This window comes from Pedobacter aquatilis (genome assembly GCF_030409415.1).
GTDB lineage: Bacteria > Bacteroidota > Bacteroidia > Sphingobacteriales > Sphingobacteriaceae > Pedobacter > Pedobacter aquatilis.
In genome coordinates this window covers 326021-350068 of sequence record NZ_JAUFPW010000012.1, presented here as the reverse complement: position 1 = coordinate 350068, position 24048 = coordinate 326021, and the positions used below count along the sequence as shown (strand labels likewise).

General features: G+C 42.6%; 15 protein-coding genes. 7 read left to right on the top strand and 8 right to left on the bottom strand.

Annotated features, from left to right (window positions below; genetic code table 11):
• The first annotated feature begins 6 nt into the window (after positions 1–6).
• Complete coding sequence (locus QWY86_RS05520) at positions 7–858, top strand: hypothetical protein (RefSeq protein WP_290239599.1); 852 nt, start codon at positions 7–9, stop codon at positions 856–858.
• Positions 859–1030: 172 nt separating this feature from the next.
• On the top strand, positions 1031–1957 hold the full coding sequence (locus QWY86_RS05515; RefSeq protein WP_290239597.1) for a hypothetical protein: 927 nt from the start codon (positions 1031–1033) through the stop codon (positions 1955–1957).
• Between the two features lie 101 nt (positions 1958–2058).
• Here the strand turns inward: QWY86_RS05515 and QWY86_RS05510 are convergent, their stop codons facing one another.
• Positions 2059–4950, bottom strand: a complete 2892-nt coding sequence (locus QWY86_RS05510; protein WP_290239596.1) for an AAA family ATPase — start codon at positions 4948–4950, stop codon at positions 2059–2061.
• A gap of 133 nt (positions 4951–5083) precedes the next feature.
• On the opposite strand from QWY86_RS05510, the gene QWY86_RS05505 reads away from it, so the two are divergent.
• On the top strand, positions 5084–5542 hold the full coding sequence (locus QWY86_RS05505) for a recombinase family protein (RefSeq protein WP_290239594.1): 459 nt from the start codon (positions 5084–5086) through the stop codon (positions 5540–5542).
• 84 nt (positions 5543–5626) lie between these two features.
• The gene (locus QWY86_RS05500; protein WP_290239592.1) at positions 5627–6745 is read left to right on the top strand and encodes a recombinase family protein; all 1119 of its coding nucleotides are present in this window, start codon (positions 5627–5629) and stop codon (positions 6743–6745) included.
• 163 nt (positions 6746–6908) lie between these two features.
• Here QWY86_RS05500 and QWY86_RS05495 read toward each other — a convergent pair whose 3' ends face one another.
• The 7 genes from QWY86_RS05495 to QWY86_RS05465 form a co-directional block, all read right to left on the bottom strand.
• The gene (locus QWY86_RS05495) at positions 6909–7547 is read right to left on the bottom strand and encodes a S41 family peptidase (RefSeq protein WP_290239591.1); all 639 of its coding nucleotides are present in this window, start codon (positions 7545–7547) and stop codon (positions 6909–6911) included.
• Between the two features lie 233 nt (positions 7548–7780).
• The gene (locus QWY86_RS05490; RefSeq protein ID WP_290239589.1) at positions 7781–8056 is read right to left on the bottom strand and encodes a hypothetical protein; all 276 of its coding nucleotides are present in this window, start codon (positions 8054–8056) and stop codon (positions 7781–7783) included.
• Positions 8057–8095: 39 nt separating this feature from the next.
• Entirely contained in the window at positions 8096–8380 is a 285-nt protein-coding gene (locus QWY86_RS05485; RefSeq protein ID WP_290239587.1) for a hypothetical protein, read from the bottom strand.
• Between the two features lie 950 nt (positions 8381–9330).
• A complete protein-coding gene (locus tag QWY86_RS05480) occupies positions 9331–10011 on the bottom strand; it encodes a hypothetical protein (protein WP_290239585.1) in 681 nt (226 codons plus the stop codon).
• Positions 10012–10014: 3 nt separating this feature from the next.
• Positions 10015–12243, bottom strand: coding sequence for a hypothetical protein (locus QWY86_RS05475; protein WP_290239584.1), 2229 nt, complete (start codon positions 12241–12243; stop codon positions 10015–10017).
• A 2-nt stretch (positions 12244–12245) separates the two neighbouring features.
• A complete protein-coding gene (locus QWY86_RS05470; protein WP_290239582.1) occupies positions 12246–13463 on the bottom strand; it encodes a hypothetical protein in 1218 nt (405 codons plus the stop codon).
• The gene (locus tag QWY86_RS05465) at positions 13460–14527 is read right to left on the bottom strand and encodes a hypothetical protein (RefSeq protein ID WP_290239581.1); all 1068 of its coding nucleotides are present in this window, start codon (positions 14525–14527) and stop codon (positions 13460–13462) included. Before QWY86_RS05465 ends, QWY86_RS05470 begins: the two co-directional genes overlap by 4 nt.
• Before the next feature lie 966 nt (positions 14528–15493).
• Here QWY86_RS05465 and dptF point away from each other — a divergent pair.
• The 3 genes from dptF to QWY86_RS05450 are packed head-to-tail and all read left to right on the top strand — an operon-like array spanning position 15494 to position 24014.
• The gene (dptF, locus tag QWY86_RS05460) at positions 15494–17203 is read left to right on the top strand and encodes a DNA phosphorothioation-dependent restriction protein DptF (RefSeq protein ID WP_290239579.1); all 1710 of its coding nucleotides are present in this window, start codon (positions 15494–15496) and stop codon (positions 17201–17203) included.
• Between the two features lie 2 nt (positions 17204–17205).
• Positions 17206–18657: a DNA phosphorothioation-dependent restriction protein DptG gene (gene dptG, locus QWY86_RS05455; protein ID WP_290239577.1), complete on the top strand. Its 1452-nt coding sequence runs from the start codon at positions 17206–17208 to the stop codon at positions 18655–18657.
• Between the two features lie 5 nt (positions 18658–18662).
• A complete protein-coding gene (locus tag QWY86_RS05450) occupies positions 18663–24014 on the top strand; it encodes a helicase HerA domain-containing protein (protein WP_290239575.1) in 5352 nt (1783 codons plus the stop codon).
• The last annotated feature ends 34 nt before the right edge of the window (positions 24015–24048 follow it).

Sequence of the window (24048 nt, the reverse complement as noted above, 5' to 3'; positions counted from 1 at the left end):
AGGGATATGGAAAAAACGTTCCACAAGACAATCGTATTCACTAAAGTCCCCCTGAAGGGGTTCTTTCGGTATGAGGATCTGTTCCAGATTTACCCTTTGGACTTACCGAACATGCCTTTTTCAAAGCTGCAATCGCACTTTCCCCTTGTGCTGGAATACTGGACCTCACCTGAGGACAAGATCGAAGTAGAAACCGCATTCGAGGAGCTCAAAGAATCCTTTTCCCGAAACGCCACCTCTTCTACCAAACAGGACCGGATACTTTCCCTGCTCTCCCTGTTCACCAACCACCTGTTTTTTAGGTATACGGATTTTGAAGGCGTCTGGGGCATGCCGATCTTGGATGATAACCCAGGGGATGAAGCCGACCTTTGGGCGACAAAATGGATAATGACCGGAGGATTTACCTGGCCGGAAATGGCCGGACATTTCCAGATCTCGGAATTTACCGTACCGCTTGTCGATGAGGTGCAATACCTTCCCCATAAGGCATATTATGCAGATAATCCCAACTGCGACACCGACCACCTGAAAGAAATAATGTTCCCTGAAATCATCTTTTTTGGTCTGGCAGTCTATTTTTCCTTACCTAATGAGCTGAAATCAGTTGTAGATTCTGTGATCTACTACTCGGTCTCAGCCATGGAGATGTATGCCAAAAAGAAAACACTTTCACTGTTGGCCTCCTTCACCGCAATGGAAACGATGGTCAATCTGGAGTTCAGGGATGTAAAACCAGAGAAATGCGAACATTGCGGCCAGTTGGTATATGGCGTGGACAGAAAATACCGGGAGTACATGTTAAAATACATCGGCGACACGCCCAGCAACAAGAAGAAGTTCAATGCCTATTATTAATTACGGTCCAAAATCGTCCATACCGGCGAGAAGCTAAGGACAGAACATTTATACCATAACCTGCCTGAACAGGAACGCCAAAAGGAATACCTGACGCGAATTGAGATTTTACAGATCGGCAAGCTCGCCCTTATCAATTGGCTTCTCAAAAACGCAATCCTAATTCCGATCGATGAGGCTTAGACCCACAACCCAAGAGGAACATGATGCAATCATGCACGGCATTTTCGACAAACTGGAACAGGGCGAACAGCCCGATCCATTCGAAGTCGAGATTTTCTGCACCAGCATTACAAGGGACATCAGGCACCAGTTTACCTTTTGCGACGAATACAGGTTTCGCGATTACTATTTCAGGAACCTGGATTACCGCCCTGTACCGGAGCACTTGAAAATGTCAGAGTCTGACCATCAGCAACTGGATGAGTTTGCTCAAGATTGGTATGAACGGGTTGTCCTGGTCACCAACCATTCCTCACAGACCTTGCAGCACATTGCCAAGGAAGCCATAGGGGAAATCAAACGAATGCTTCCCGAATTCTCGCGGAACGGATTTCTGGTCAAAAACAGGCTGTACCAGCATAAACTTAAAAAGATCATGCTGATGTCCAGGTACATCCATTTCAAAATTGTCTATGATTATTTTCTCGGAATGAAGCGCCCGGAGATTATCATACCCTCAAAATTTGGGGAGGTCATATTCAACGACGTATCGCTTTCCCATATCTATACCCGGCACTACGCGGCGGGTGAAAAACAGTACCAGCCAGATCAATCCTTTTTTGGCCCCGACATCCATTTCAATTCTGTCCACAGGATCATTCTCCTGGTCTTGGGATGGATCACCAAAAACAACATCGACATCACCCAGCCTGTCAACAAGGCCATATCCTTCAGGTTTAAAAACGAATATTATCAACTATACCTTGACCGGACCTATATCCAGCGTAAAGGCCATAAAGGGAATATCCACATCTTAAGGGTCGCCTCACTATTCCCAGTCAATGACCAGACCATCTTAGATCACATTGCTACGCTCGTTCCACATGTAGTGTCCAAGGACCTAACCCTATTTGAGCAAAACGAGAAGCCGGTATAATGGCCGGCTCATGGGGATCATTAGCGAGTAGCCTTAAAACAGGACCAACAAGCAGATCACACCAACACAATATTAATTCATCATAGCATTTACATAAAATACTATAAACACCTAAAAATAGCTTCCACCTTAGTGGCGTAAAGCTGTGCCGTGGGCTTATCAATACTCCCGCTATAGGTGTGTCCGGCACAATTTCTCAAATCCAATATGTTCCGGCTGGTGTAAAACAATCCTTCTGCCGCATCATAATCCCTCCAGATTCCCTTTAGGTAATCTGAAAAGGCTACCATTAAGGGAACCGAACTATAATTGTAAGCCGCATTTTTTGCCGGAGAGATATCATGGAATAACTCAAAGATTTGGGTTAAATCTCCAAATTTGTAATCTGTTGAGACATTGTTGGTAAAAGTCTTTAAGTGATAAAAATTGATTATTCTTTCACTAACTATTCCCAAATCAAATCCAATCGTATCGGGACTTGGTTTGGCAATACCCAAATTGTTGAAGATATCATTTAGTTTATCGCGGTAATTAGCATTTCCGCTCCAAGCGTTTTTATCCGCAAGACTAATGGAATTTTTGAAACCATTCACCCATTTGATCATCTCAAATTCAACTGCCCGGCCATATTGTAAAACAACAGGTGCAAAATCAGCAGCATCATCCAGGTTCGCCAACAGCAGCTTACCGGTTGACAGGTATTTAAGGGTTTTTGAATGGTCAATTTTACTGCTATCAATGATCGCTTCAATTTTAGCCACATAATTCAAGTAGTCAGCATTGGCCGTATATGCGTTAATGATCTCGTCCTGCTGTGCGATCAGTTCCTGAAATGCCAATTCATCTTGCGCTTTCTTTCTCTGAGCTTCATGGAGCTGCGCTTCCAGTTCAGTTATTCCCGAAGTCGCCGTTGAAAGCTCTTGATCAAGTTCCGCTATCCTGGCGTCATGACCAGCAATGGCCTGGTCAGCGCTTTTCAGTTTTTCTTCTACGGCCTGGTAATCCTCAACAAACCTGTCCCTCTGAATGTTCAGCAAGCTCATTTTCATATTATTCTGTTCATCAAAAAATCCCTTCCCGAAATACCTTTCATAATCAATACTTCCATCACTGGCGATCTCGACATGGTTGATGTACCGATCCTTCAATCCATCCCTGACATCACCGGGACTATTGAAATAATACATCTTGACCGCACCCGGATCAACTATCTTCCGGCCGATATATTCCTGGCACTTATAGATCAGGTACTCGCTATGGGTTTCCATAAGGAACTGGATATTGAATCTGGAGGCCGCATCGATAACCAGTTCTGCCATTTTTGACTGTAAAGAGGGATGAAGGTTAGCCTCCGGTTCCTCTATCAGCAAGGTTGACGCGCTGAAATAAATGGCCTCACTTTCAGGATATCCTTCCTGGTCATTCCAATCATATTGATGTGTCATTTGATGTTCCCGGGCGATGATCGCAATTTTCATGATGATCGGGAGCAGCTGGGACACCCCATACCCCAAGTCGACCAGCGGAGTTTTTGTATCGTCGTAATTGACCAAGAAAATTTTGGTCAGACCAATCGCCTCATCCCTAAAGACCGAAAGCTCTTTTCCAATGTTGAAGCCCTTGAGTTTCTTTTCCCCCTTTTCATCCGTGATCTCTCCCTTACCGATCCAAAAGTTGACGAATTTCTGGATTTGCTCGTGATGGTCAAGATAGATGGCAGAGAAATCCCTTGCGATCTGGGTATCCTCGGTATTCTGTTCGTCAATGAACCATTCCCGGTTTCTGCCCCTTGTGGTCGGCAGGAAATAAACGTGATTTAAGCTATCCATTTTTTGCTGAACGGTAGCTAAAAGATCCTTTTCTAATGCGCCCAGCAGACTTTCAAAAAGTTTGCTATTGGGCGTGGAGGGGAACAGGGTTGGTTTAAAACGCTCACGCAAGGTTTTTTCCACACCGGTTTCCTGTGCTTGCTGTTCTTCATCAGGCACCTTATCCTTTAGTTCTGCAATCACAATGTCTTTTTCCATCCCGTCCATGGGATTGGAAAAATTATGCCTGAAACACTCCAAGATCTTGTACTGGCTATTGTCCTTCCCCTGAAAAAGTTCGGTCAGGACCGTTTGTTCTATTTCCGATAGTTTTGATTTTTCATCCGCTGTCAGTCCTGAATAATCGGAGAACAAACTTTTTCCTTCGATAAATTCTTCTGTAAAGCTCTCGTAGCCATCATTTTTGGTTTTAAAGAACGGAAGGTCAAAAAAGGCTTTCTTATATTTTTTAATTCTGCTAAACAGGTCAACGGTAAAATAGTCATCAGTTTTTTCATTTGGTTCAAACTTATTTTCGGCCTCCAGTGGAGTCTCCCTGATCAGTTGGATGATTTTCTTCAGGTCCAGGCTGGTAAACATTTCCCAGTCATCCGCTTCCTCATGATTCGGTCTAAGCCCGATAATATTCGTCCAGTGCAGGTATTCCCCATCCTTTACAACAGCAACACTTTTTATGTCATGGGAAACCGATACCTCCCCCTGAACCCCACTACTATGTACCGAGCGGATCAATCCGTACCTGACCTCCAGGCTCGCACTGATCTCCCGGCTATTTCCGAATTTGATCGGAAAGGCAAACACCAGATCCTCCTCCGCTTCAAAAATTGGCAGTCCGATGGGATTTCCGTCATTTTTTTTATGAAGGTCAGAAAGCCTAGACCGCATGCTCTGGTTTGGGGTATCCGAATTTTTAAAAGCAGTCATGGAAACGCGGTTCACGATACGCTCGAGGTTTCCGAGCTCATGGCGCATCGTTTTGAAATCCAGGGACTCTGAAACAATCCCGTCCTTAAAATTATGGACCAGGAACTGGATCGCCCTGAAAACAGTGCTTTTCCCTGCATTATTCGTACCCGTGATCAATGTAATGGGCGCAAATTCAAGCTCTTCCTTGCTAGTGAAAGTCCTGAAATTCTGTAAACCTAATCCCTCTAAGTTTGGCATTGTGATAGCTTATTTTTTTACGTCTATAACCTTTAGTGAAGAATGGCATAAATATAGAAAAAAATGATGGGGCAGAAGTACTGGAATTGATGTATTTTTTAGCTAAATTGATTGTCGATCAAAACTTTAAGAGATGAAAATAGCCGATTTATACATACGGGTGAGCACCGATGAACAGGCCGACAAGGGCTACTCTCAACGTGACCAGGAGGAACGATTACAGAAATACTGCCTAGCCGCACACATCACCGTAAGGAAGGTAATTTACGAAGACCACTCAGCAAAAACGTTCCAAAGACCCGCATGGCAAAAGCACCTTACCATGCTCCGTAAACAAAAGAACAAAACCGGCTTGGTGCTATTCACCAAATCGGACAGGTTCAGCCGTAACGCTCCTGATGCCTACAATATGATCAGTAAGCTTAAATCATTTAGCGTTGAATCTCAAGCCATCGAACAGCCTCTCGACATGTCTGTGCCTGAAAATAAAATGATGCTTGCTATTTACCTAACTGCTCCCAAAATCGAGAACGACAGAAGAGGGCTCAACACTTTTTACGGCATGCGAAGGGCAAGAAAGGAAGGTAGTTGACCTGGACTCGCTCCTGTAGGCTATGTCAATCTCACCTCGGAAAACGGCAGAAAGTATATCGCCCCCGATGGTGAGCAGGCTCAATTGATGGAATGGGCATTCAAAGAAATCGCCAAGGGGAAATACTCTAGCGAACAGATATTCAATAAGGCAGTGGAGAATGGCCTGGTCTGTAGTAAAAATAATTTTCTCAGGTGCATCAGAAACCCGATTTACTGCGGGGACATCTTTGTGCCAAAATATAAAGACGAGGAGGCTCGGTTGGTAAAAGGTCTGCACGAACCCATTATTTCTAGCTCTTTATTTTTCAATTTACAGGATATACTTGACGGCAAGAAAAGAACAATAAAAACGAAGATTTTTTCTGACGAAAAACTTCCTTTGAAAGGCTTTATGCTTTCTAGTAGGTGCGAACGCACGCTTTGCGGTAGCGCTTCAAAAGGAAGGACTGAGTATTATTATTATCACTGCTCTTCTAAATGTGGTTGCAGGCACAAAGCCGAAGTGGTCAATAAAGAGTTTACGCATTTTTTAAATGATCATAGCCTGAATGTAAAGACTGAGGAGCTATTCAAAATGGTCATCTTGGATGAATATGCAAGTGATACCTTTGAGAACAAGGAGTATAAGTCACAATTGGTCAAACAGCTTACCGAGAGCAACAATAAGCTAACCTGGGCAAGAGAATTACTGTTGCTTGGAGACATTGATGGCAACGATTATAAAACATTGAAGTTGGAGTGTGAAGAGAATATCGTCAGGACAGAAGCAAAACTAGATGAAATTAGCAAAAAGAAATACACCATTGCACAGCTAGAACCAATCCTTGATGATGCCATTTTTACGCTTACCAGATTGTTCCCGATTTTCAAGGAATCTGCGATTAATGATAAGAGAAGGCTGATTGGTTCGATGTTCCCTGAAAAATTCGATTTTGAAACCCTAAAACATCGAACCGCTTTATTGAGCGAGACGTTCGAGCGTATTTACCTGATAAACAAGAAATTAGAAGACAAAAAAAAGGGGCAAAAGATTATTAAAAATCTCTTGCCCCGTTACGGGTCAAATGACATACTTATTTCTGAAAACTTTTTAACCGATTTGACGCGGTTAGGCCTGCTAAGAGACAAAATGATCACTTTCGATCGCAGCATTCCAAAATCGAATCAGTCGCCTGACCTGGCTGATCAGGTATACTATTGATTTTATCTATAATCACTACTGGGGAAGTTCATTTACTCTAGTAGTGATTTAGTTCTTCTTACTTAGTAGTTAAACTTTAAATCGAATGAAATTTATTTAAATGTTGTGTTTCTCTTTTTAAATTTTTCAGCAATGCCTGCAATCCGAAATAACTTCTTGCTCGCTATCGAATCTGAAACTGATAGGTGGTTGGATTTTCAAGCCATTTTTTGACCTCGCTTTCCGGATCTGCACTGTCCAGCCAGTAATCGGGCTCAAACCCGCGTTCCATTTTATTGTCCGGATTGATCAGCAGTACGCTTGGCAGCCATAATTTGATTTTGGAATTTTTGAGCGCATAGTACTTCACGTTCGCGAAGGTATAAGCAGAGCCCGTATTGTCTCCGATTATGATGCCGTTTTTCAGGGTTTTGACCATCGCCACCGCGTTGTTGGCCGCCGAGTTGGTGAGGTGGTTAACCAGCAGGATCGTCTGACCGGGATAGCTGTTGGTTTCCATGGGCTGCTCAGCCTCAACCTCCCAGGTTTTTAAGGGCGCCGTGCGGACCTTGGTCTTGTCTTCGCGTATGCGCTTGATCTTTGCACGCTTGCTCTGGGGAATGCTGTCGAGCGGGTAAGCATCGTCCCTTAATCCCTTCATGGATTTTTCGTCCCATTTGATCCAGCCGTTCCGCTGCGGCCAGTAGCACTGGTTGATCACCGGGGAATAAAGGGTGAGGGTAGTCGCCCGCTCGTGCGAACTTCCGTTAAAGCCCTTAATGAAGCTGGAAGGAAAGTACCCGTCCCCACCCCTGTTGTCCATGATATTCCAGATAAATGCCGGCTTGTCCCGGACAAGCGCCGCGCTGGAAATGAACCGTCTGAGCTGATCCTGATCGCTTGAATAGGAAAACGAGGAACTCCGGACGACTGGCACCTTGCCGGAAGTATCCAGGGAAAATACGCCCTGCTGGGAGCGGTAACGGATCTCCCCGATCCTTGAAGGATGCAGGGGAAGCGCTTTTATGCCGGTGTTGAACCTGAAGGATAAGGACTTCAGGGGGCTGTGGACTGCCGCCCAAGCAGGTACTGGGCGGTGCTGTTTTTGGAAAGTGTCCTAAAAAGCTGGTTTTCCGGGCCCAGATACCAGCTTCCCACCCTGAGCGATGGTGATGCAGACTGCACCACTAGATACCTTTTACCCTTTTTTTCCAATAGTACCTGAGCATAGTAAGGCCTTAGGTTTTCGACCATTTCCCGGTCTTTAAATCCAACGATATGGGTGTGGGCGTCATTCACCAGCGAAAAACAGCGGTAGATGGTCTCTTCCATCTCTGCGGTTGGTACCTGATGGTTCCCTGTGCCCAATTTTCACAGTGAGGCGTATAGCGCATCAAACTTTACTCCCCTGCTCTGCCAATAGTCTTTTCCGGCGAAGGCATTATCGATGATGTATTTCAGCATGGCAATGTCTTCGGCCGCCTCTGAATGCGTAATACTTCCGCGAGGTCTTTCGTTCGTATAAGGCGGCAGGATCTTAAAGCTGGCGGTATCCCTTAGGGCGCTGATGAAAGGTGCATATTGCTGGCAGTTTGCGCTTAGACCGCTGAAGAACATCACTGACAGGAAAAAGAAAATACAGGCAGGTTTTAACATGTTCTTAATTATTTTATCAATAGACAACTATTTTCGCTCGGCGTTGCTTTTTTCTCAATTCTTGCCAAAACTGGCCATAGCAGTCTGATGAAGTGGGTGCCTCCGCTCCCCTGAAGACTAACAAACCTGGTTGCTTAAAAACACCAATATCCGGGATATTTTTGGAAATGGCTATGCCTATGATGTAAATTATATCCAGGTGGTTTAAAGCTGATAAGTGCAGGGCGCTGGGCTCGACGCTTCATGATAGGTGACTGAGCTTATTTTTGCTTAATGCTTTTTTTGGATAGGCTTGAAGAAGTGGATGTTTAAATATAAATAATAAATGTATGAGAAAAATCACGGCATTGATTGCAGCAACGGAGAAGGACACAAAGAACTTTCCAGTGACTAAATTTACGCAAACGAATCTGTTTTCTTTACGTATCGATTTAGCAATGAAGAAACACAGTGGCATTAACCCTTGATCGATACTGGAGCGGAAGCTCAAAGAACAGATTTGGAAAAAAAGAATTCACTAGAATGAACAAGGGATTTGCATATTTCGGCAAAATATGAAAATAAGCAACTCAAGAATATCAGAGTCTATTTTGGTAAAAGCGATTCTTGGAAGCCCACTATTCGAAAAGGGAACTAGAAATCCTTCAACTAATGCTTAAGGATTAAACAGTTTACCAATAAAAAAGAAGTTACATCTGAGCATCGTTACTACTCTTACACATCTCAGCAATATCGAAATACGACATTCATGCTTGAATACTGCTGCATTGATCGCTCATGCGCTACAACAGGGGATTTTGGGTTAAAACGGCTACCGAATTATTTCTCTGCAATCCTATTTTAAATCCGAACTGCTGTAAGCGCAACCAAGGATATTTGTGCAGCTTCTCTACAAGGTTGTGTATTAGACAACTTAACAGTAAACGTTTACTTATAAATCTTTTCTATTATTATTTGATTACGATTGAAATTTCCTTAAAAGTGTCGACCGTCACCGTCTGCAATTCACTCACCAGTTTTACTTTGCCGTCTTCACTTTTGAACATTGCCTTAATATAGACTTTTTGAGGTAATTGCATGGCTAGTGACAAGCCTATGTTGTTCGAGGTAAGTGTACATATTGACCCATATCCCACAAGGTCGGAGTCTAATTTTGCCAGTTCTTCACTTGAATAAAAGATCACCTTTGCCCCAGAAATAGCCCCGGAGCCCTTGTCTGTAACTTTAAGTAATACCCCTTTCATATTTTTGGTATCCAAATTGGCCATGAATGTGTAACTATTGAGGTCGGCGGAACTACCCGTAAAAGTCTGTTCCCCTGTGTAAACTGCCCTGTATTGGTTTGCATCAGTAAATTCTTGCCGATAGCTCAATTTGTACTGCTCACTACCCTCAAGTCCAGGAAAACTGAAAACCCCTAATTTATCTGTTAACAAATTAAACTTACTTCCCGTACTGAGATCATTTAGTTCAATTTTTTGATCAGGTAATACCTTAGGTGGTTCATTTGGAACCAAAATAGATTGAATTTTCGCAACTCCAGTTAGGTCAATCCTCGCTGGTAAATCTTTCTTGCAACTACCAAAAGTTGTAGCCAGGATGATCAGTATAATGTAATGTTTCAGATCCATTGTCTATTGTTTTGATTTTGAGGATGATTTTTTGTTCGTTTCAGACTTTAATATTGCGTACGAAAGAGATATAAAGGCACCTGGACGAAATTGTTTTCTATATTCCAAAGTAGGCTGGGTAGCATATAAATTGCTGCCATAAAGCTCGCTTTTTACTGTACGTGACTGAGACGCGGCAATCCCGAAAGATATGAGTATGCGGTTATCTATTCCAAAGGACGGCGTCAGCCCGAGCATAAAGGTAGGCAGTGGTTTTTCTTCTATAGAGGCGCCAACCCCGAAAGTAAGAGATAATCCGAAGTCGCCACCAAACCGGCGCCCAACGTTAGCGAAAGCACCAAGGCCATAGGGAACGGCTGGGCTTCCATTTTCGACCAACCTATAACTGGCATTAGCATCCACTAAATTGCCGGAAGAAGGAACGCTTATCCAGTCATAAGATTTTAAGCTGTTGTTTGCAAACACATTCACGAATGGTCCGGAAGAAAAGCTAAAGGTTGTTTTGCTCCTAATAGAAAAATTCAAATTAAATTTATCGTGATAGGTCGGCAGGAAGCCCATTTTGGTTGCAATGTCGGTATCCCTAGCATTGATATCAATCGTCAACGCTAATTTTTCGCCTTCAGGATAAATCGGTGGTAAGCGGTAGAAGAAGTTTTCTCTGGCAATATTTTTATCAAATAGGTAAAGTTTTCTTAGGTCATCTATCGTTGGTAACGCCCCCCTCACTTTATCCATTGCCTGTCTAAAGGGCAGTGAATTTCTTAGCGTAAGCAGCTCTTCAGAAAGTTTTGTCTTAGCGGCTTTATCACAGGCGAGTCCAAGCTTGCTGAGCTCAGTTTTGAGCGGCGTCAAAATTTTATTGAGACTGTCGATTTTATCCTTTTCTGATTCCTTTAATTTTGAAATATCTTTTGTCAATACCTCAATCTTGTCTGTCAGCGCACATGCCGTTTCCATTTTATCATAGGTAGCCTGTTTGGCGGTAATTTTTTCATTGAGTTCTACACCACCAGGAACTCCTTTAAGGGTTGTGAGTTCCAGCTGAAGTAATTTATAGTTTATATTGGTAAGCTGTTTGGAGTAGTAACTGAAATCCTCAGTAGGCAGGGCTTCGCCGCAACATTTTGCCGTTGGACATAACAGGTAAGCTTTAAGCTGATATTCTAACAATTTATTATAATCGTCCTCAAATATTTGAAGTTCGTTGATCAAACCACTTGGATCCTCATTTTCATCTTCTCCACCAACTTGATGTTCATCTACTGTTTTGAGTTTATCGGCAAGGACCCCCGCCAAATTACCTGTCCCGCCAAAATAGCTGCTCCACAATGCCGGTGTGTCTGATTTAAAGGTAATATCATCCACTGTAACCTCTACATCATATAAATACCTGTTTATCCCAGCGATTTTGAAACGCAGTAAACGGCGGTCTTTGGCTTTTATGTCCCTGAGATCATTTACTACATAGTAGTCGATTTGTCCCTTTCCCTCATTTCCGACAACAAGTCTTGCCTGGACTAAGAGTTTACATTTGAAATCGTAGATCAGATCCCCGTCCCTATCTTCGCAGGCCGGGCAGTCTTGATAATCTGCATTATTTAATCTGTCTGCTCGCATCGCCGCCAACAGTTTAGCCTGCTGTTTTTTTTCTTTATTGGTTAATGGTAGGTTCCCGATAGCGCCAACACGCTGTGACAAGTCATTTAAGTTCGCATTAGTTCTAGAAATTTTGCCTTCAAAATCAGCTCGAACCTGGCCGATCTTTGAGTCGACTTGCGCAGTAGACATTGCATTAGTTATTGACTCTGCCTTTTCTTCCTTGACGGTTATAGCAATCAAAAAAGGAGTTACATTTCCATAGTTTACGGTAAAAGAAACTTGATCGCCTGCTGAAAGCTTGCCAGTAAGATCCGTTAACGAAAATGAGTTAGTAGACTCCAAAACCCCAGTTTTTCCTTTCAACGTTATAGACTTGACATTACTAGCCTTGTCCGTTATTTGAAGAGTACTTTTATCCAAAAATTGTTTACGTTCACTGATAGAAGTTAATTTATCAAACTTAATGTTGACTGGCTGGTTTTCTGAAACCTCACGCTTTACAGGGGCAGTTGCCTCTCCCCAGTTGAGATTTATGGTGGCAGCTTTCTGAGCGTCTGCGTTTAACGCACCCAGAAAAAGTGCTAGTATCAGAAAAAAGATGATTTTAGATTTGGCTTTAGCGTTATTCATTTTTATGTATGGGGTTTTATGGAAAATTTAAATTCAAGCGCGGCGAAGGGCAGAATAAAAGAGCACCTTTCAATTTCCTTTCCCTTGGTTATGCCTGCGATAATATAACCCACTAGAAAATTATTTTCGGGGTCAATTACAGGGGCACCGGAATCACCTTTGTCTGACATGCAACTTGTTTCAATTAAGCCCGACATCACAATGCCTTTACCTAGGTCCCGCCCGGTGGTATGCAATGTTCTAAAAGTTCCTACCGAATCCAGTGTCTTGGCACCGTATTTTCTTAGCACTTTATCTTTATTGAATTTGGTCTTTAGCTCTTGCATTGTATAATACCCCGCGAAATTTACTTTGTCAGGTAGTCTATTTGAAAGTTTCGCCTGTCCTATATCTATCAATGCATAATCATAACCAGGACCGTAACCACCCTCCACAACAGTTCCACTCAGCAAGCTGGAAACCTCTTGCTTTGTCCTCAAGGGGGATGGAAAGCTCACCTTGCGATTTTGATTATCTAGCGTAAATATCCCGCTTTTAAATAGCGCGTTACAGGCCACGTGGAAGCAGGCAAGCAGTAAGAGTTGTTCACCATATTTATCGCGCCTTGTCACCAAGCTTGCCCGCGAGCCAAAGCCTTGGGCAACCCCACCAATCATCTCTGAAAGGCTACCGCCCATCGTGTAATTCGGTCCCTCGTCCGCCTCTATGGCATCGGTTGCTTCATGCAATATGATATCCCGCATTTTCCTTACGTCGGTGGTCAGTGCAATACCCCGGTGGTTGATTTTTTCCGGGATCGGCCACATTGTATTATCGTCTTTTTCTGACACATAAAAAACAAGGGAAAGTTCATCTGTGAAAATCTCATTCAGACTTTTATAGCCAACTGCAAGTCCTTTAAATCCCTTACCTCCCCTGGCTGCAAAATCCGCACTAAGTTCGTTTGCCGCAGTAATGTAAATGTCCAATTGCTGTTCCTGAGTAAACGATGATACCGGAATCGCTGGCTGGAGCAATTCCACTGTCTGCATGATTCCGCCGCTCCAGTAGAAATTGCCATCTTCGGAACATCGATACCAGATCGCGTTACCTTCAATCATGGTGCCTGTCAAAACATGAGAGATTTCCAAGGTATCGCCCGGCTTTCTGTATAAGGGACATTCAGCAGCTATCTGTGCGCTTTTACGGGCGTTGAGGTATTTGCAAACGGTTACTTTCATCCTACTCTAGATATAATTTCCTCCGAAGGATTTGACGGTGGATTCGAAGCCGCCTCTTTCACTCCTGCTGCCCTCAGGTTGATGAACTTATTGAGTAAGTCAAACCAGAATGCTGCGCCGAGCGAGATGGCCAGTCCTGTTATGAGCCATCCCAAAAATCTAATCATTGGTTTACTTTCTTGCGGCAATTGAACTATGATGGAACACCCCGACGACTGTTTCTGGAGCATTTGAATTGTTCTCTGATCTAATTTTTTTGCTTTGGAAAACTTAGCAAGGGTATCAAGGATGCCTTGCTTGCAACTGTTTTTGACCTTATCAAAATCGTAACCTAGGCCTAGTATGAGGTTTACCGCTTTGGCATCTGTTTTAAGTGCCATAATTTCCTTTTGGGTTATGGTATCATTTTTCGAAGCATTTTCTTCTTGCTGGCTAGCAACGTTACCTTCTACCATTCCCCCATACACCGAAGCCCTGGAGGTGGCAAAATCTGCTAACTGCTCGCGAGCTGTTTTGCTGTTGATCAGAATTTTACTGATTGCAATCGAATCGATATTGAATATGACAGCCAAAGCGAAACCGAGACAGAAAAGGATTTTTTGTGTCTGTTTCTTATACCATCCGATGCTCCGATCCATAACAGAATTGAACCAAGTCTCCAAGAAAATCTGAAATTTATTAATATCGCCGTTTGAGTTGATATAGAGCTGTTTGAGATACTTAATTGTACTTGGCGAAAGGACTACACTGCCCATTTTTCCGTTAACTAGATTTTCTCGAATTCTATTCATCGGATTTGCTGTATGATCAAAGCCCTCTCCCCTTAATATATTAATCATTACTTGTGAAAAATCCTTGGGACTTATGTAGGAAGGACGTGCGTTGCTTCGGTTTTCGCCGAGAGTGTTGATCAAAGGGTCGTCGTAAAAAGCTTTCATCAACGAGCCTTCGGACATCGGACTAAAATAATGACTAAGTCCGGTTAACCAATCCCAGGGTATGTTTACCAACGAAAAGGAATTCCTTGGTTTTTTACCGTCCAACATCCCCCTGATGGTTTTCATCAGGTTTCTGCTACGAAGAGAAAACCATTGTGAAACCATTTCTTGCAGAATAGTTGCCAATAAACTGTACAGCAAAAATATAAATATCAGCCCTAGGCTAACATCTATAGCAGCATTATCGAACACGTGAGTTGTCTGCCTAAATTTGGGTAAAAACTGCCTTTAAGTGCTGGTTAACCCTGCGGAAAGCAGCTGAGCCCCGATGTAAATGTCTAAGATCGGAAATGGCGGTTTTAATAATGGTATCCATGAGCGCTTGTTTGGTTTGTTTGGTTAAATCACCGCTTGCAGCCTTGGTAAGCCGCTGGGAACATCATCACATATCTAACTCTAATATAGCCATTTACAAACGGCTCACAATACCTAGTTTTTGGTATTTTTAATATTTCGCTTAGAGATTTTGAGGTGACTCTATCTGGGGCGTAAAAGATGCCTGGTTGTTAAGATTACCGCTTGCGGATACAGCTAGTTAGAATTCTGTTAAATTTCAAGGGTTGGGGTATGACTGCACCTTATAACATTTTTTTCAATTCTTAGTCCATACTAAGAACAAAAAACTGAAATTTTATGCTTTTTGCACTACTATGGGAATGAAATCAAACTTTGAGCTTGCCATTGTGGAGAATGTGAAGAGAATCCGTAATCAGCATAAAAAATCTCAGCCCTATATCGCTATGGTGCTGGAAGTTACGGATGGATACATCGGACAAATTGAAAGTGTTCGCTCCGCTAGTATGTATTCCTTTGACCAGCTTAACAAAATCGCGCAGGAGTTTAATTGTAGCCCCAAGGACTTTATGCCCTCAGAATCCGTCCAAGAATAAACCAAACTAAACATGAACCACGCTCTCCCTCTCTCTTTTTCCATTTTATATAAGCCTTCATCCATTCGGTACGGGCAGATTTATGCCGCGGCAAAAATAAGGCGTCGGGAGGAAATCATCTTTTAATGAAATTTTAGATTATATGTTCAAATATATATTTGATAAGTTAAGTATCGCTTCAAAAGAAGCAGTTATCGATGGCAACCATGCCAGCATCGATGACTTCAAGGATTACTTGCATGTTGACCGTGAAGCAGATGCACTATTAGAAAATATTGTATTAACATCAATCCAGAGCAACAAGCCCAGGTTGATTTTGGTTTCAGGGAATGTCGGAGACGGAAAATCGCATTTACTGGCCAAATTGTTTAAAAAATTTCCGCAGGAGATGTCCTCAGTCGCAGTCCGCAATGATGCAACGGAGAGCAACTCAATTGCGCGCACGTGGGTTCAGGAACTGCAATTGTTCCTAACGGATTTTAATGACGATAACATAGGATCAACGAAGGGCAGGGTAGCCATTGTGGCCGTCAACTTAGGGATTTTGTCCAGGTTTCTCAACGAGACAAAAAACTTCAAAAAATTGGAGCAATTTGTAAATACAAAAGGCATACTTGATAATCTGGCTTATGAGAATTTCTATCATGAAGACAGTTTCTTTCAATTTATCAATTTGGCGGACTTTAAGCTCTTCACTTTATCGAAAAGCGGCGCTGAGTCTGAATTTATAAAGAATATACTAGGCAGGATTACCAGCAAAGATCCTGAAAATCCTTTCCGGATTGCCATGCGGGAATATTATCAGAACCACCCCTACCAAAATGATTGCATCATGCGGTATAATTTTAAACAGCTTGAAAATGAAGAATTTCAGTTTGGGTTGATAAAAACGCTCATTTACATCATCGTCAAATTCAAGCTCATCATATCGGTTCGGGACCTGCTGGATTTCATCAAGGACCTGATCGTTCCCTACGCCTACCAACAACTTTCCGAACAGGAGATCAGATCCAAAAAGGATTACCATAAATATAGCTTCCAGGTCGAAAATTCGATTTATTCCAAACTGTTTAATTCCCAGGGACGCTCAGCGATATTCACTGCACTGGCAAAGATTGACCCGGTGAAGCTCAGGAGCAAGGTTTTGGACGAAGATATCTTTAAGTTGAATGCCGCTAGCGACCAAGAGGGATTCCTTAAAGAAAAGGGATTGGTTTTCAGCGGCAATTTTGAACAGATCCAGACCATGGAGCAAAGAAGGGCACTGGTAAAAACATTTGTCAGGGCGTTTTACCTTAACCAAATCGATAAATTTAAGGATAACCTGGAAACCTTTGAAAAGTATTGCCAATACCTCTTTGCCTATCATACTTCCAGCGAAAGGGATTTAGTGCCTTTGTATAAGGAGGTAATCATGGCCATACAACATTGGAACGGCCAGGCAGATAGTGACCATATCAACCTGCCTATTGGCCAGCACCAATTGGTTTATAAGATTTCGCAGCAGTTGACACTTTCCGCTGAAGTAGATACCTTGACCGGAAAAAAAGTGGACAACAGGCTGTTGGAATTCAACACCTCTTTCCCCCTGACAATCAAAGTTTCGCAGGAGGAAAAAAAATTCACCATTGATTTCAACCTCTACCTCTTGATCAGTAAAGTGATTACAGGCTATTGTCCTACGCAATCTGACCGGGAGGACCACGTAGACTTCCATAAATTCGTGGAGACGGTTACACTTGCGGCCTCGAAGAATAGCAATCAAATGTATTTTGAGGAAATCAATGGCAATTACCATGAAAAATTCGAGCTTAAAAAGGATTGGAGTGGTTATCAATTTATTAAAAAATAGTTATGGGATTTACAAGAAACCAAAGCCGATATAAGGCGGCTTTCAAGGACGATTTTACACACAGTAGCGGAAAGACCATTCGATTATTCCCATATACCTCAACGGTTGAAAATCTGCCTAAAATTCTGCCGGACTTAAAAAATTTCAGGGGAGTGACGGGTCGTTTTTGCCGGAATTGCCTAGCTACCAGCCAATCCAAGGCTGTTTCTAAAGCAACGATGATAAAGGATGTCAATGCAATTGTATCGAGCGAAGAACCTCAAAAACTGGCCGATATTATTTCATCGTTATTTTTTGATGATAAAGGCAGCATCCTATTGTTTAGCCATAGGGTACTCCCCTTTTTGACGGCCAACAATACCAGCCAACAGAATATTACGATCGAATCCTTCATTGCAAATTTGCTCATCGATCATGAAGTGATTAAGATTCTGAAAGATAAAATTTCGCAGGACGACCAGTCAAATGTTTTGCATAGCTTGGTGCTTGATCAGTTAGCTAGCCTTTCTGAGGATGAGCAGGTTACTCAAGAAGACGAAAACTATTATCAAGGGCATGTTGCCAAGGACGTGTTGGCATTATTTAAGGTTGACCTGTCGGCGCTGGCTAAAAGTGACAAATTATTCTCCAGCAAGCTAGGCAGTCTTCTACAATATTATTACTTCATCTACATTATCAGGCTCTCCGACAGGCTGAATAATTTTTTCGACTTAGATGCCAAACCGCTTAAGCTGTTTTATTCCCTGGAATGGGAGAAATTGTCGAAATCCCGACTGGCAATTGAAAATGGCTGGCATCTGCTTAAAAACACGACTGCTGCGTTATTTGCCCATTCAAATTGTATCGAAATGTTAAATACGATAGACATCGACCCCAAGTATGGCCTTAGCAGTTGTTTTATCTATGATGACCTGACACCAATTATCGCTCAATTAAATGATCGGGATGATGCGGAATTAATTCGTACCCTTACGAAGTTTGTTGATGAATATAAGGAAAACTTTAATAAAAGAATTCTAATAGCAGACTTCGAGTCTAATTACTGTGTCCCAGAATGGTTTGAGGGCAAAAAAGCACCATTCAAACTCATTCATGAATTATTCTCGCTTATGAAATTTCAGTTTGAGAACAACACAACCCGGCCGGCATACAATTCATTCAGCAGTTATTTTACCGAGTTCGCCAGGACTAACTTTTTTAAGACAAGGGGATCACTAAGCGGCAGCTTGAAGATCGATAAGGATACATTATTGCTCTTCACGGAACTTTCGATCATTTCCAGTGGAAAGGATAAAATTCTGATCAGTCAGTTATGGCATGACCTGGAAAAAAGGGATATCCTTTTCGATAATATTTCAAAAAAAGAGGCTATTGCGTTTTTTGAGAAGATCAACCTATTGGAAAAAAAGAGTGACAGCGGTGATGCCCAGTTCGTTAAAAGACTTTATAAATAAGACCTATGGAAACCTTAGAAAATAAAATATATTTCTACCTGTCCCAACGACTACTTGATTTCTTCATAGGTGGCGAGATCAATAACGGAACAAAATATCAGATTAAATTTGAGAATAAGGGAAATGTCGCTGCGTTGTACAACTATCTTAAATTGACCGTAGGCCTTTATGATGACGAAAATATTCGTCTTGGGGAATATTCGTATCACGATTATTCAACCTATTACATTGAGATCAAAGGCATTAAGCTAATCGTTGCAACATTCAGCGATGGTGATTTTTTGACCGGCCTGCGCAACAACTTTCAAAAGGTTCCCGGCTTTGAATCGGATAGTGCGCTGTTATTTGTCCATTATTCGGATTTAGATAGTATTAACAAGGGCGGTATTGATTTAACTGCGATGGGTATGCCGTTGAACTATGCCACGATTTCGCTCAATATCATTGATGAATTTAAAAAGCAAACGGAATTTAATCAGACCCAAAAATATTTTTTAACCGAACTGCTTAACTTGGAGTTCAGCGACTTTGAGATCGAAAATTCCAATGTGTTTGACCTGTCAAAATACTTGAGCATATTATTGCAAAAAAACCTGAAGAGGGAAAATTATATTGAATTGGGCGTCTTTTACGATAAGGAGATCCAGGATAGTAACCTATCCAATCTGGATGTGAAACTCCGGGTGCGCCGCAATGCCAAAATCTTCAAAGAGTTATCCAAGCAAGATGACCTGGGCACCTTGAAAGGCTATCTGGAACGGAATTTCGATGCCAAAGGCCAAAATGCCCTGGCCAAAAGGGAAACTTGGGATAAAACAAATTATGATGCGATTGAGAGTTCAATCGAGGGCAGGCAAAATACGGCCTATAACGAATATTTGGTTCATGATAAGCATCTTAGTACCGAGACGCTTAAGATCTGGGACCGCGACGAGGCCAAAGCTGGTTCCAAATCTAAATCCAAGACGTTTAGTCTCATTGTTTTCAACAGGGATAAAGCGGAAAACCTGCAGCTAAACCTTAAATTCAAGCGGACACCCAAAGCCGAATTTTTCTCCGAGGGTTTCACGGTAAGTACAGACTCGGCAACTAGGACTGCCTCCGTTGAGATTTCGCTGTTCGACCCGGAACGCTTTTATGCTTTTGAGCTGGCTTATGAGGAGGAAATCGACAAGAAAACCAACAAAATAAAATTTAACATCCTGGTGGTTCCCTTTCAGGAAAGCATCTTAAGCCCTATATCAGCAAGCTATAAGGTCAGTATCGCCAAGGACAAGAGCTTTAGACTGATTGCTCCGTATGAAGGGGAACTCAAATTAAATCCATTGGCTGAAGAGGAGGAAACTATTGAGCTGGAACAAGGTGGTTCTTATAAATTGACCAGTGGGGAATCCCTGGGCCTGCGTATCCAAAACACAGAGGCTATTGAAAGTGGCCGCCTGGATTTCAACCTGAGATTCGGCCATGCCTTGTTGCCTTTTTCATTTTTGATTGGTGAGATCAAACGCCCTGTAATTGTGGGGAAAGAGTTATGGCGCAAGAAAAATGAGCTTGGTGAATCTTTCTTTTATACCATTAAAAATGAAGATACTATTGTGCTCGAACAAGCTAATATCTCCTATATCCCTACAGGGGAAATCAGGGGCAGCCTATTTTTGGAGAAGCAGCTTATCGATTGCGGCTTCCCGGTTTGCATGGAGGAGATGAGTGGAGTATTAAGTGAATCGGAAGAACATCTCCCGGAAGATTTAACGAATGCCTACCAGCTCATCATAGATTATTACCGGAACCAAGCTTTACTGGGAAAGCCTGTATTACCGAGTACGGCTTATATCGGTATGGAGTTAAAGGCAATTTACCAGACCTATGTCGACCTTTATCTGGCGCACCTAAACCGGGTGCGGGATAATGAGGCGCTTGATCCGGTCTACCGCTCGCTGCTTAAACTGGGAACTGTGAGCGAGCTGGATAAACTAAAGTCGCTAAAAATTACGCCGCTCCACCCCTTAATGGTTTGTTATCAATTGGAGGCATCTAAAATCCTGGACCAGCCTTTCCTTGCTGCCGATAACCGGGAGATGCTTAAAATGGTCAGTGCAAATGGCTTGTTGCCTTTTATCAAAAATGGCAGCGGGGACCGGGACTTTTTTATCGCTACGGACCAGGAGCATTCACCTGAATGGTTATTTTTTGTTAATGCGAGTGTGCAGGGACAAACGGTTAACCGAAAAAATGTTGCCGAGGTGATCTCGACCAAAATCCAGGAGTTTATCGGACATTTCTCTTTTTATTTTATAGACAGTGACTCGCCGATCAGGATCAATCTGATCAATGTCGGTGATGGACGCGAAGCGATGAAAGGGCTCTTGCAGTATTTTTCGACACTGACCAAATCGCTTCTTTCTGCTGCAAAAAATCCAAATTTAGTCTACCCCCTAGCGGTCAATATCTATGGTGCGGATGGGTTTTTCACCTGCTTTGAGCAGTTCTCCCGGTTTGATGATGCCGGCATCATTAAGGAAAAATTCGGGATTGACTTAAAGAGCCTGAAAGGAACGATGGAAATTGAGGATTTCCTTAAACTATTCCATCAAAAAGCACAGTTCTTTATCAAAAGCCGAAAAGGTATTGAGGGGGTTGAACTGGATTATGCCCATTTAAGTTTTCATCAGTTCAATGAGAATGAGATCAGCCGTGCCGACAACAACAGCGGGGAAGTTCCTACTGGCCTATCCCTAAATGGACTTAGCGCAGAGGTTCCATCGGTTTATTTGCACGGTGATTATAAAACGAGCTTTGGCACTAAGTATCTTCCGGATAATGCAGGTAACGTTTTGGTAGAACTGGTCAAGAAGTTGAATTACCTCGCCCAAATCCATCAAACTTCTAATATTTATAAATCGGGCCACGTTTTCGCATCCCTGATCAACAATAATGTCAAACAAAGCCTCAATAAGATTTATGAAGCCTCACAGTGGGTAACCTTCATCAATCCCGGAGTGGACCTTAATTTTTTTAAGAAGGGATCAGAGGTAGCGATCATTCATTATGCGGATCAGTTCAGCAATTCAAGTAGTTATGATTCGATAACCATTACCACCAAATACGAGCATTACGAAACGATATTGAACCAGTACTTAAAAGATAAGGTAGAGCACATTGACGGTAGTGAGCGCTCCATTATCAATATCTACAATGCCCTGAATGGCTACTGGCTATTAAAATTAGGCTCCCAAAGTCAAACGGATAATGTCAATAAAGAAAAGATCAGTATTCTTTCGGCAGTGAAAGAGGCCTTCGCGATTCTTGACCACCCTGATGTCACCTGGGTTGCCTTATCACTGGAGGAAATCTTAAGGGTAACCGGAGCTTCCAAGCTGAAAACCAAAGTAGGTATTTTTGCCCTTGCAAATTTAAACCAGAAGGGCCAACACTCCGACGACCTGCTGATGGTGGGGATGCAGGAGATCGATGGGGCGTTACACCTATATTTTTATCCAATTGAGGTTAAAACCGGTATCGCCAGTACGGGCGTGATTGAAAAGGCGGGCAAACAGGGTAAAAACACCTTTAATTTACTGATTGAGACCCTCTCCCAGCCCGGCCTAAAAGGAAAGATGTATCGAAACAGTTTTGCGAAGTTGACCATCAATGCTGCCCAAAAACTCTCGCTTTATGATATCTGGCCAGGTTACAGGTCGAAATGGGAAGAGATTGAAAAGTGGCGCGGCAAAATGCTCAATGATGACTTTGTCATCGGCAGCTTAAGGGATTATATTGGAGTTTATGGGGTTATTTCATTCAGGAAAAATAGCACGGCTAGCCGGTCGATTCAATTGGATGGCGCCCAGCTCAACATTTCCCTTTATGAGGCAGACGGGCTTAATGACCTGTTATTAAGTATTGACAAGCTCAAAGAACGCTACCAGGATCGTTCAGCTTTTGCCGATAATGAAGATGGAACCTTGGCAATCAGGTACGAAAAACCAGTTTTCTATAATTTGGTTGAAGATTATCAGGAAAGCCATCGGGAAGAACCTCAACAGGTTGTCATATCAGCGGAAGATGAGGACGGCCAAGATCTAGGATCGCTTGCAGAAATTTTAGTGAATGAAGAAAATCTGGAGGAAAACCCTGCGCTTATGGCCCTGGAGTTAAGTCATGAAAGTATAGATGAGATACCAGATTCTGAACCTGTGACTGTTAAAAAACCCTTGAGCGTGGTTTTTGGTAACCGAACTTTGGACGGCGATTTGGTGGAATGGTTTCCAACAAGTGCCAATAAGGTTTCCCATACCAATACCGGTATAATCGGTACGATGGGTACGGGAAAGACACAGTTCACCAAATCGCTGATTACCCAGCTGATTCGCAATAGTGATGATAATGTTGGCGGAAAGAAAATTGGGATTTTAATTTTCGATTATAAGGGGGACTATGTAAAGGAAGATTTCGTTCAGGCAACTGGCGCGAAAGTCTATGATTTGCACCAATTGCCATTTAACCCTTTTTCGTTATCGGTTGGTAAGCATCCAAAGAAATTGCTTCCGCTTCACACCGCAAGTACTTTCCAGGATACTATCAAAAAAGCATTTGGTTTGGGAAATAAGCAGGACTTGGCCCTTTCTGAGGCCATCATGGAAGCTTATACCAACGCTGGAATTCTTAAAGGAGATCCTAATACCTGGGATAAACCTGCACCAACGATGAAGGATATGGTGGAGATTTACATGGACCGGGATAAAGTGGCGAAGGACAGTTTGTTTGCTGCACTGAAAAAACTTTATGATTTTGAATTTTTTGAGCCTAATCCAAGGAAGACCAAGCCACTTTTTGATTTGATCGACGGGGTAACGATCATCAATCTGGAGAAAAACAGTGCTGAAATCCAGAACTTGATCGTGGCGATTACCCTGGACCAATTTTATGCGCAAATGCAAATTGCAGGATCTAGCGAAATTGACGGCAGTTTAAGGCAGATCAATAAGATGATCCTGGTGGATGAGGCAGATAATTTTATGAGCAAGAATTTTGAGTCCCTGAGAAAAATCCTAAAAGAGGGCCGTGAGTACGGTGTGGGTACAATTCTCTCCACCCAGTTCTTGAACCATTTTACCACGGCGGAGAATGAGTATTCAAGTTATATTCTAACCTGGATCATGCACAAGGTAAGTGAAATTAAGGATAAGGAGATAGCAACGATATTCAAATTGCCAAACAAAAAAGACAGGGATGAACTGGCTGGAGAGATCAAGGAGCTGGAGATTCACCACTCGATGGTCTATTTTGGAAGTGGGGAACCAGTCAAAATCAAGGATAGGGCATTCTGGGAACTGGTGAAGGATGAGGAAGAATAGATGAGGACCGAAAGATCTAAAGTCAGGTTTCCCC

Bases quoted from the DNA above. Each gene is read 5' to 3' on its own strand.
- QWY86_RS05450 (WP_290239575.1), top strand. From the start codon at position 18,663: ATGGAAACCTTAGAAAATAAAATATATTTCTACCTGTCCCAACGACTA.
- QWY86_RS05465 (WP_290239581.1), bottom strand. From the start codon at position 14,527: ATGAAAACCATCAGGGGGATGTTGGACGGTAAAAAACCAAGGAATTCC.
- QWY86_RS05495 (WP_290239591.1), bottom strand. From the start codon at position 7,547: ATGGACAACAGGGGTGGGGACGGGTACTTTCCTTCCAGCTTCATTAAG.
- QWY86_RS05480 (WP_290239585.1), bottom strand. From the start codon at position 10,011: ATGGATCTGAAACATTACATTATACTGATCATCCTGGCTACAACTTTT.
- dptF (WP_290239579.1), top strand. From the start codon at position 15,494: ATGTTCAAATATATATTTGATAAGTTAAGTATCGCTTCAAAAGAAGCA.
- QWY86_RS05515 (WP_290239597.1), top strand. From the start codon at position 1,031: ATGAGGCTTAGACCCACAACCCAAGAGGAACATGATGCAATCATGCAC.
- QWY86_RS05470 (WP_290239582.1), bottom strand. From the start codon at position 13,463: ATGAAAGTAACCGTTTGCAAATACCTCAACGCCCGTAAAAGCGCACAG.
- dptG (WP_290239577.1), top strand. From the start codon at position 17,206: ATGGGATTTACAAGAAACCAAAGCCGATATAAGGCGGCTTTCAAGGAC.
- QWY86_RS05490 (WP_290239589.1), bottom strand. From the start codon at position 8,056: ATGGAAGAGACCATCTACCGCTGTTTTTCGCTGGTGAATGACGCCCAC.
- QWY86_RS05520 (WP_290239599.1), top strand. From the start codon at position 7: ATGGAAAAAACGTTCCACAAGACAATCGTATTCACTAAAGTCCCCCTG.
- QWY86_RS05510 (WP_290239596.1), bottom strand. From the start codon at position 4,950: ATGCCAAACTTAGAGGGATTAGGTTTACAGAATTTCAGGACTTTCACT.
- QWY86_RS05475 (WP_290239584.1), bottom strand. From the start codon at position 12,243: ATGAATAACGCTAAAGCCAAATCTAAAATCATCTTTTTTCTGATACTA.
- QWY86_RS05505 (WP_290239594.1), top strand. From the start codon at position 5,084: ATGAAAATAGCCGATTTATACATACGGGTGAGCACCGATGAACAGGCC.
- QWY86_RS05485 (WP_290239587.1), bottom strand. From the start codon at position 8,380: ATGTTAAAACCTGCCTGTATTTTCTTTTTCCTGTCAGTGATGTTCTTC.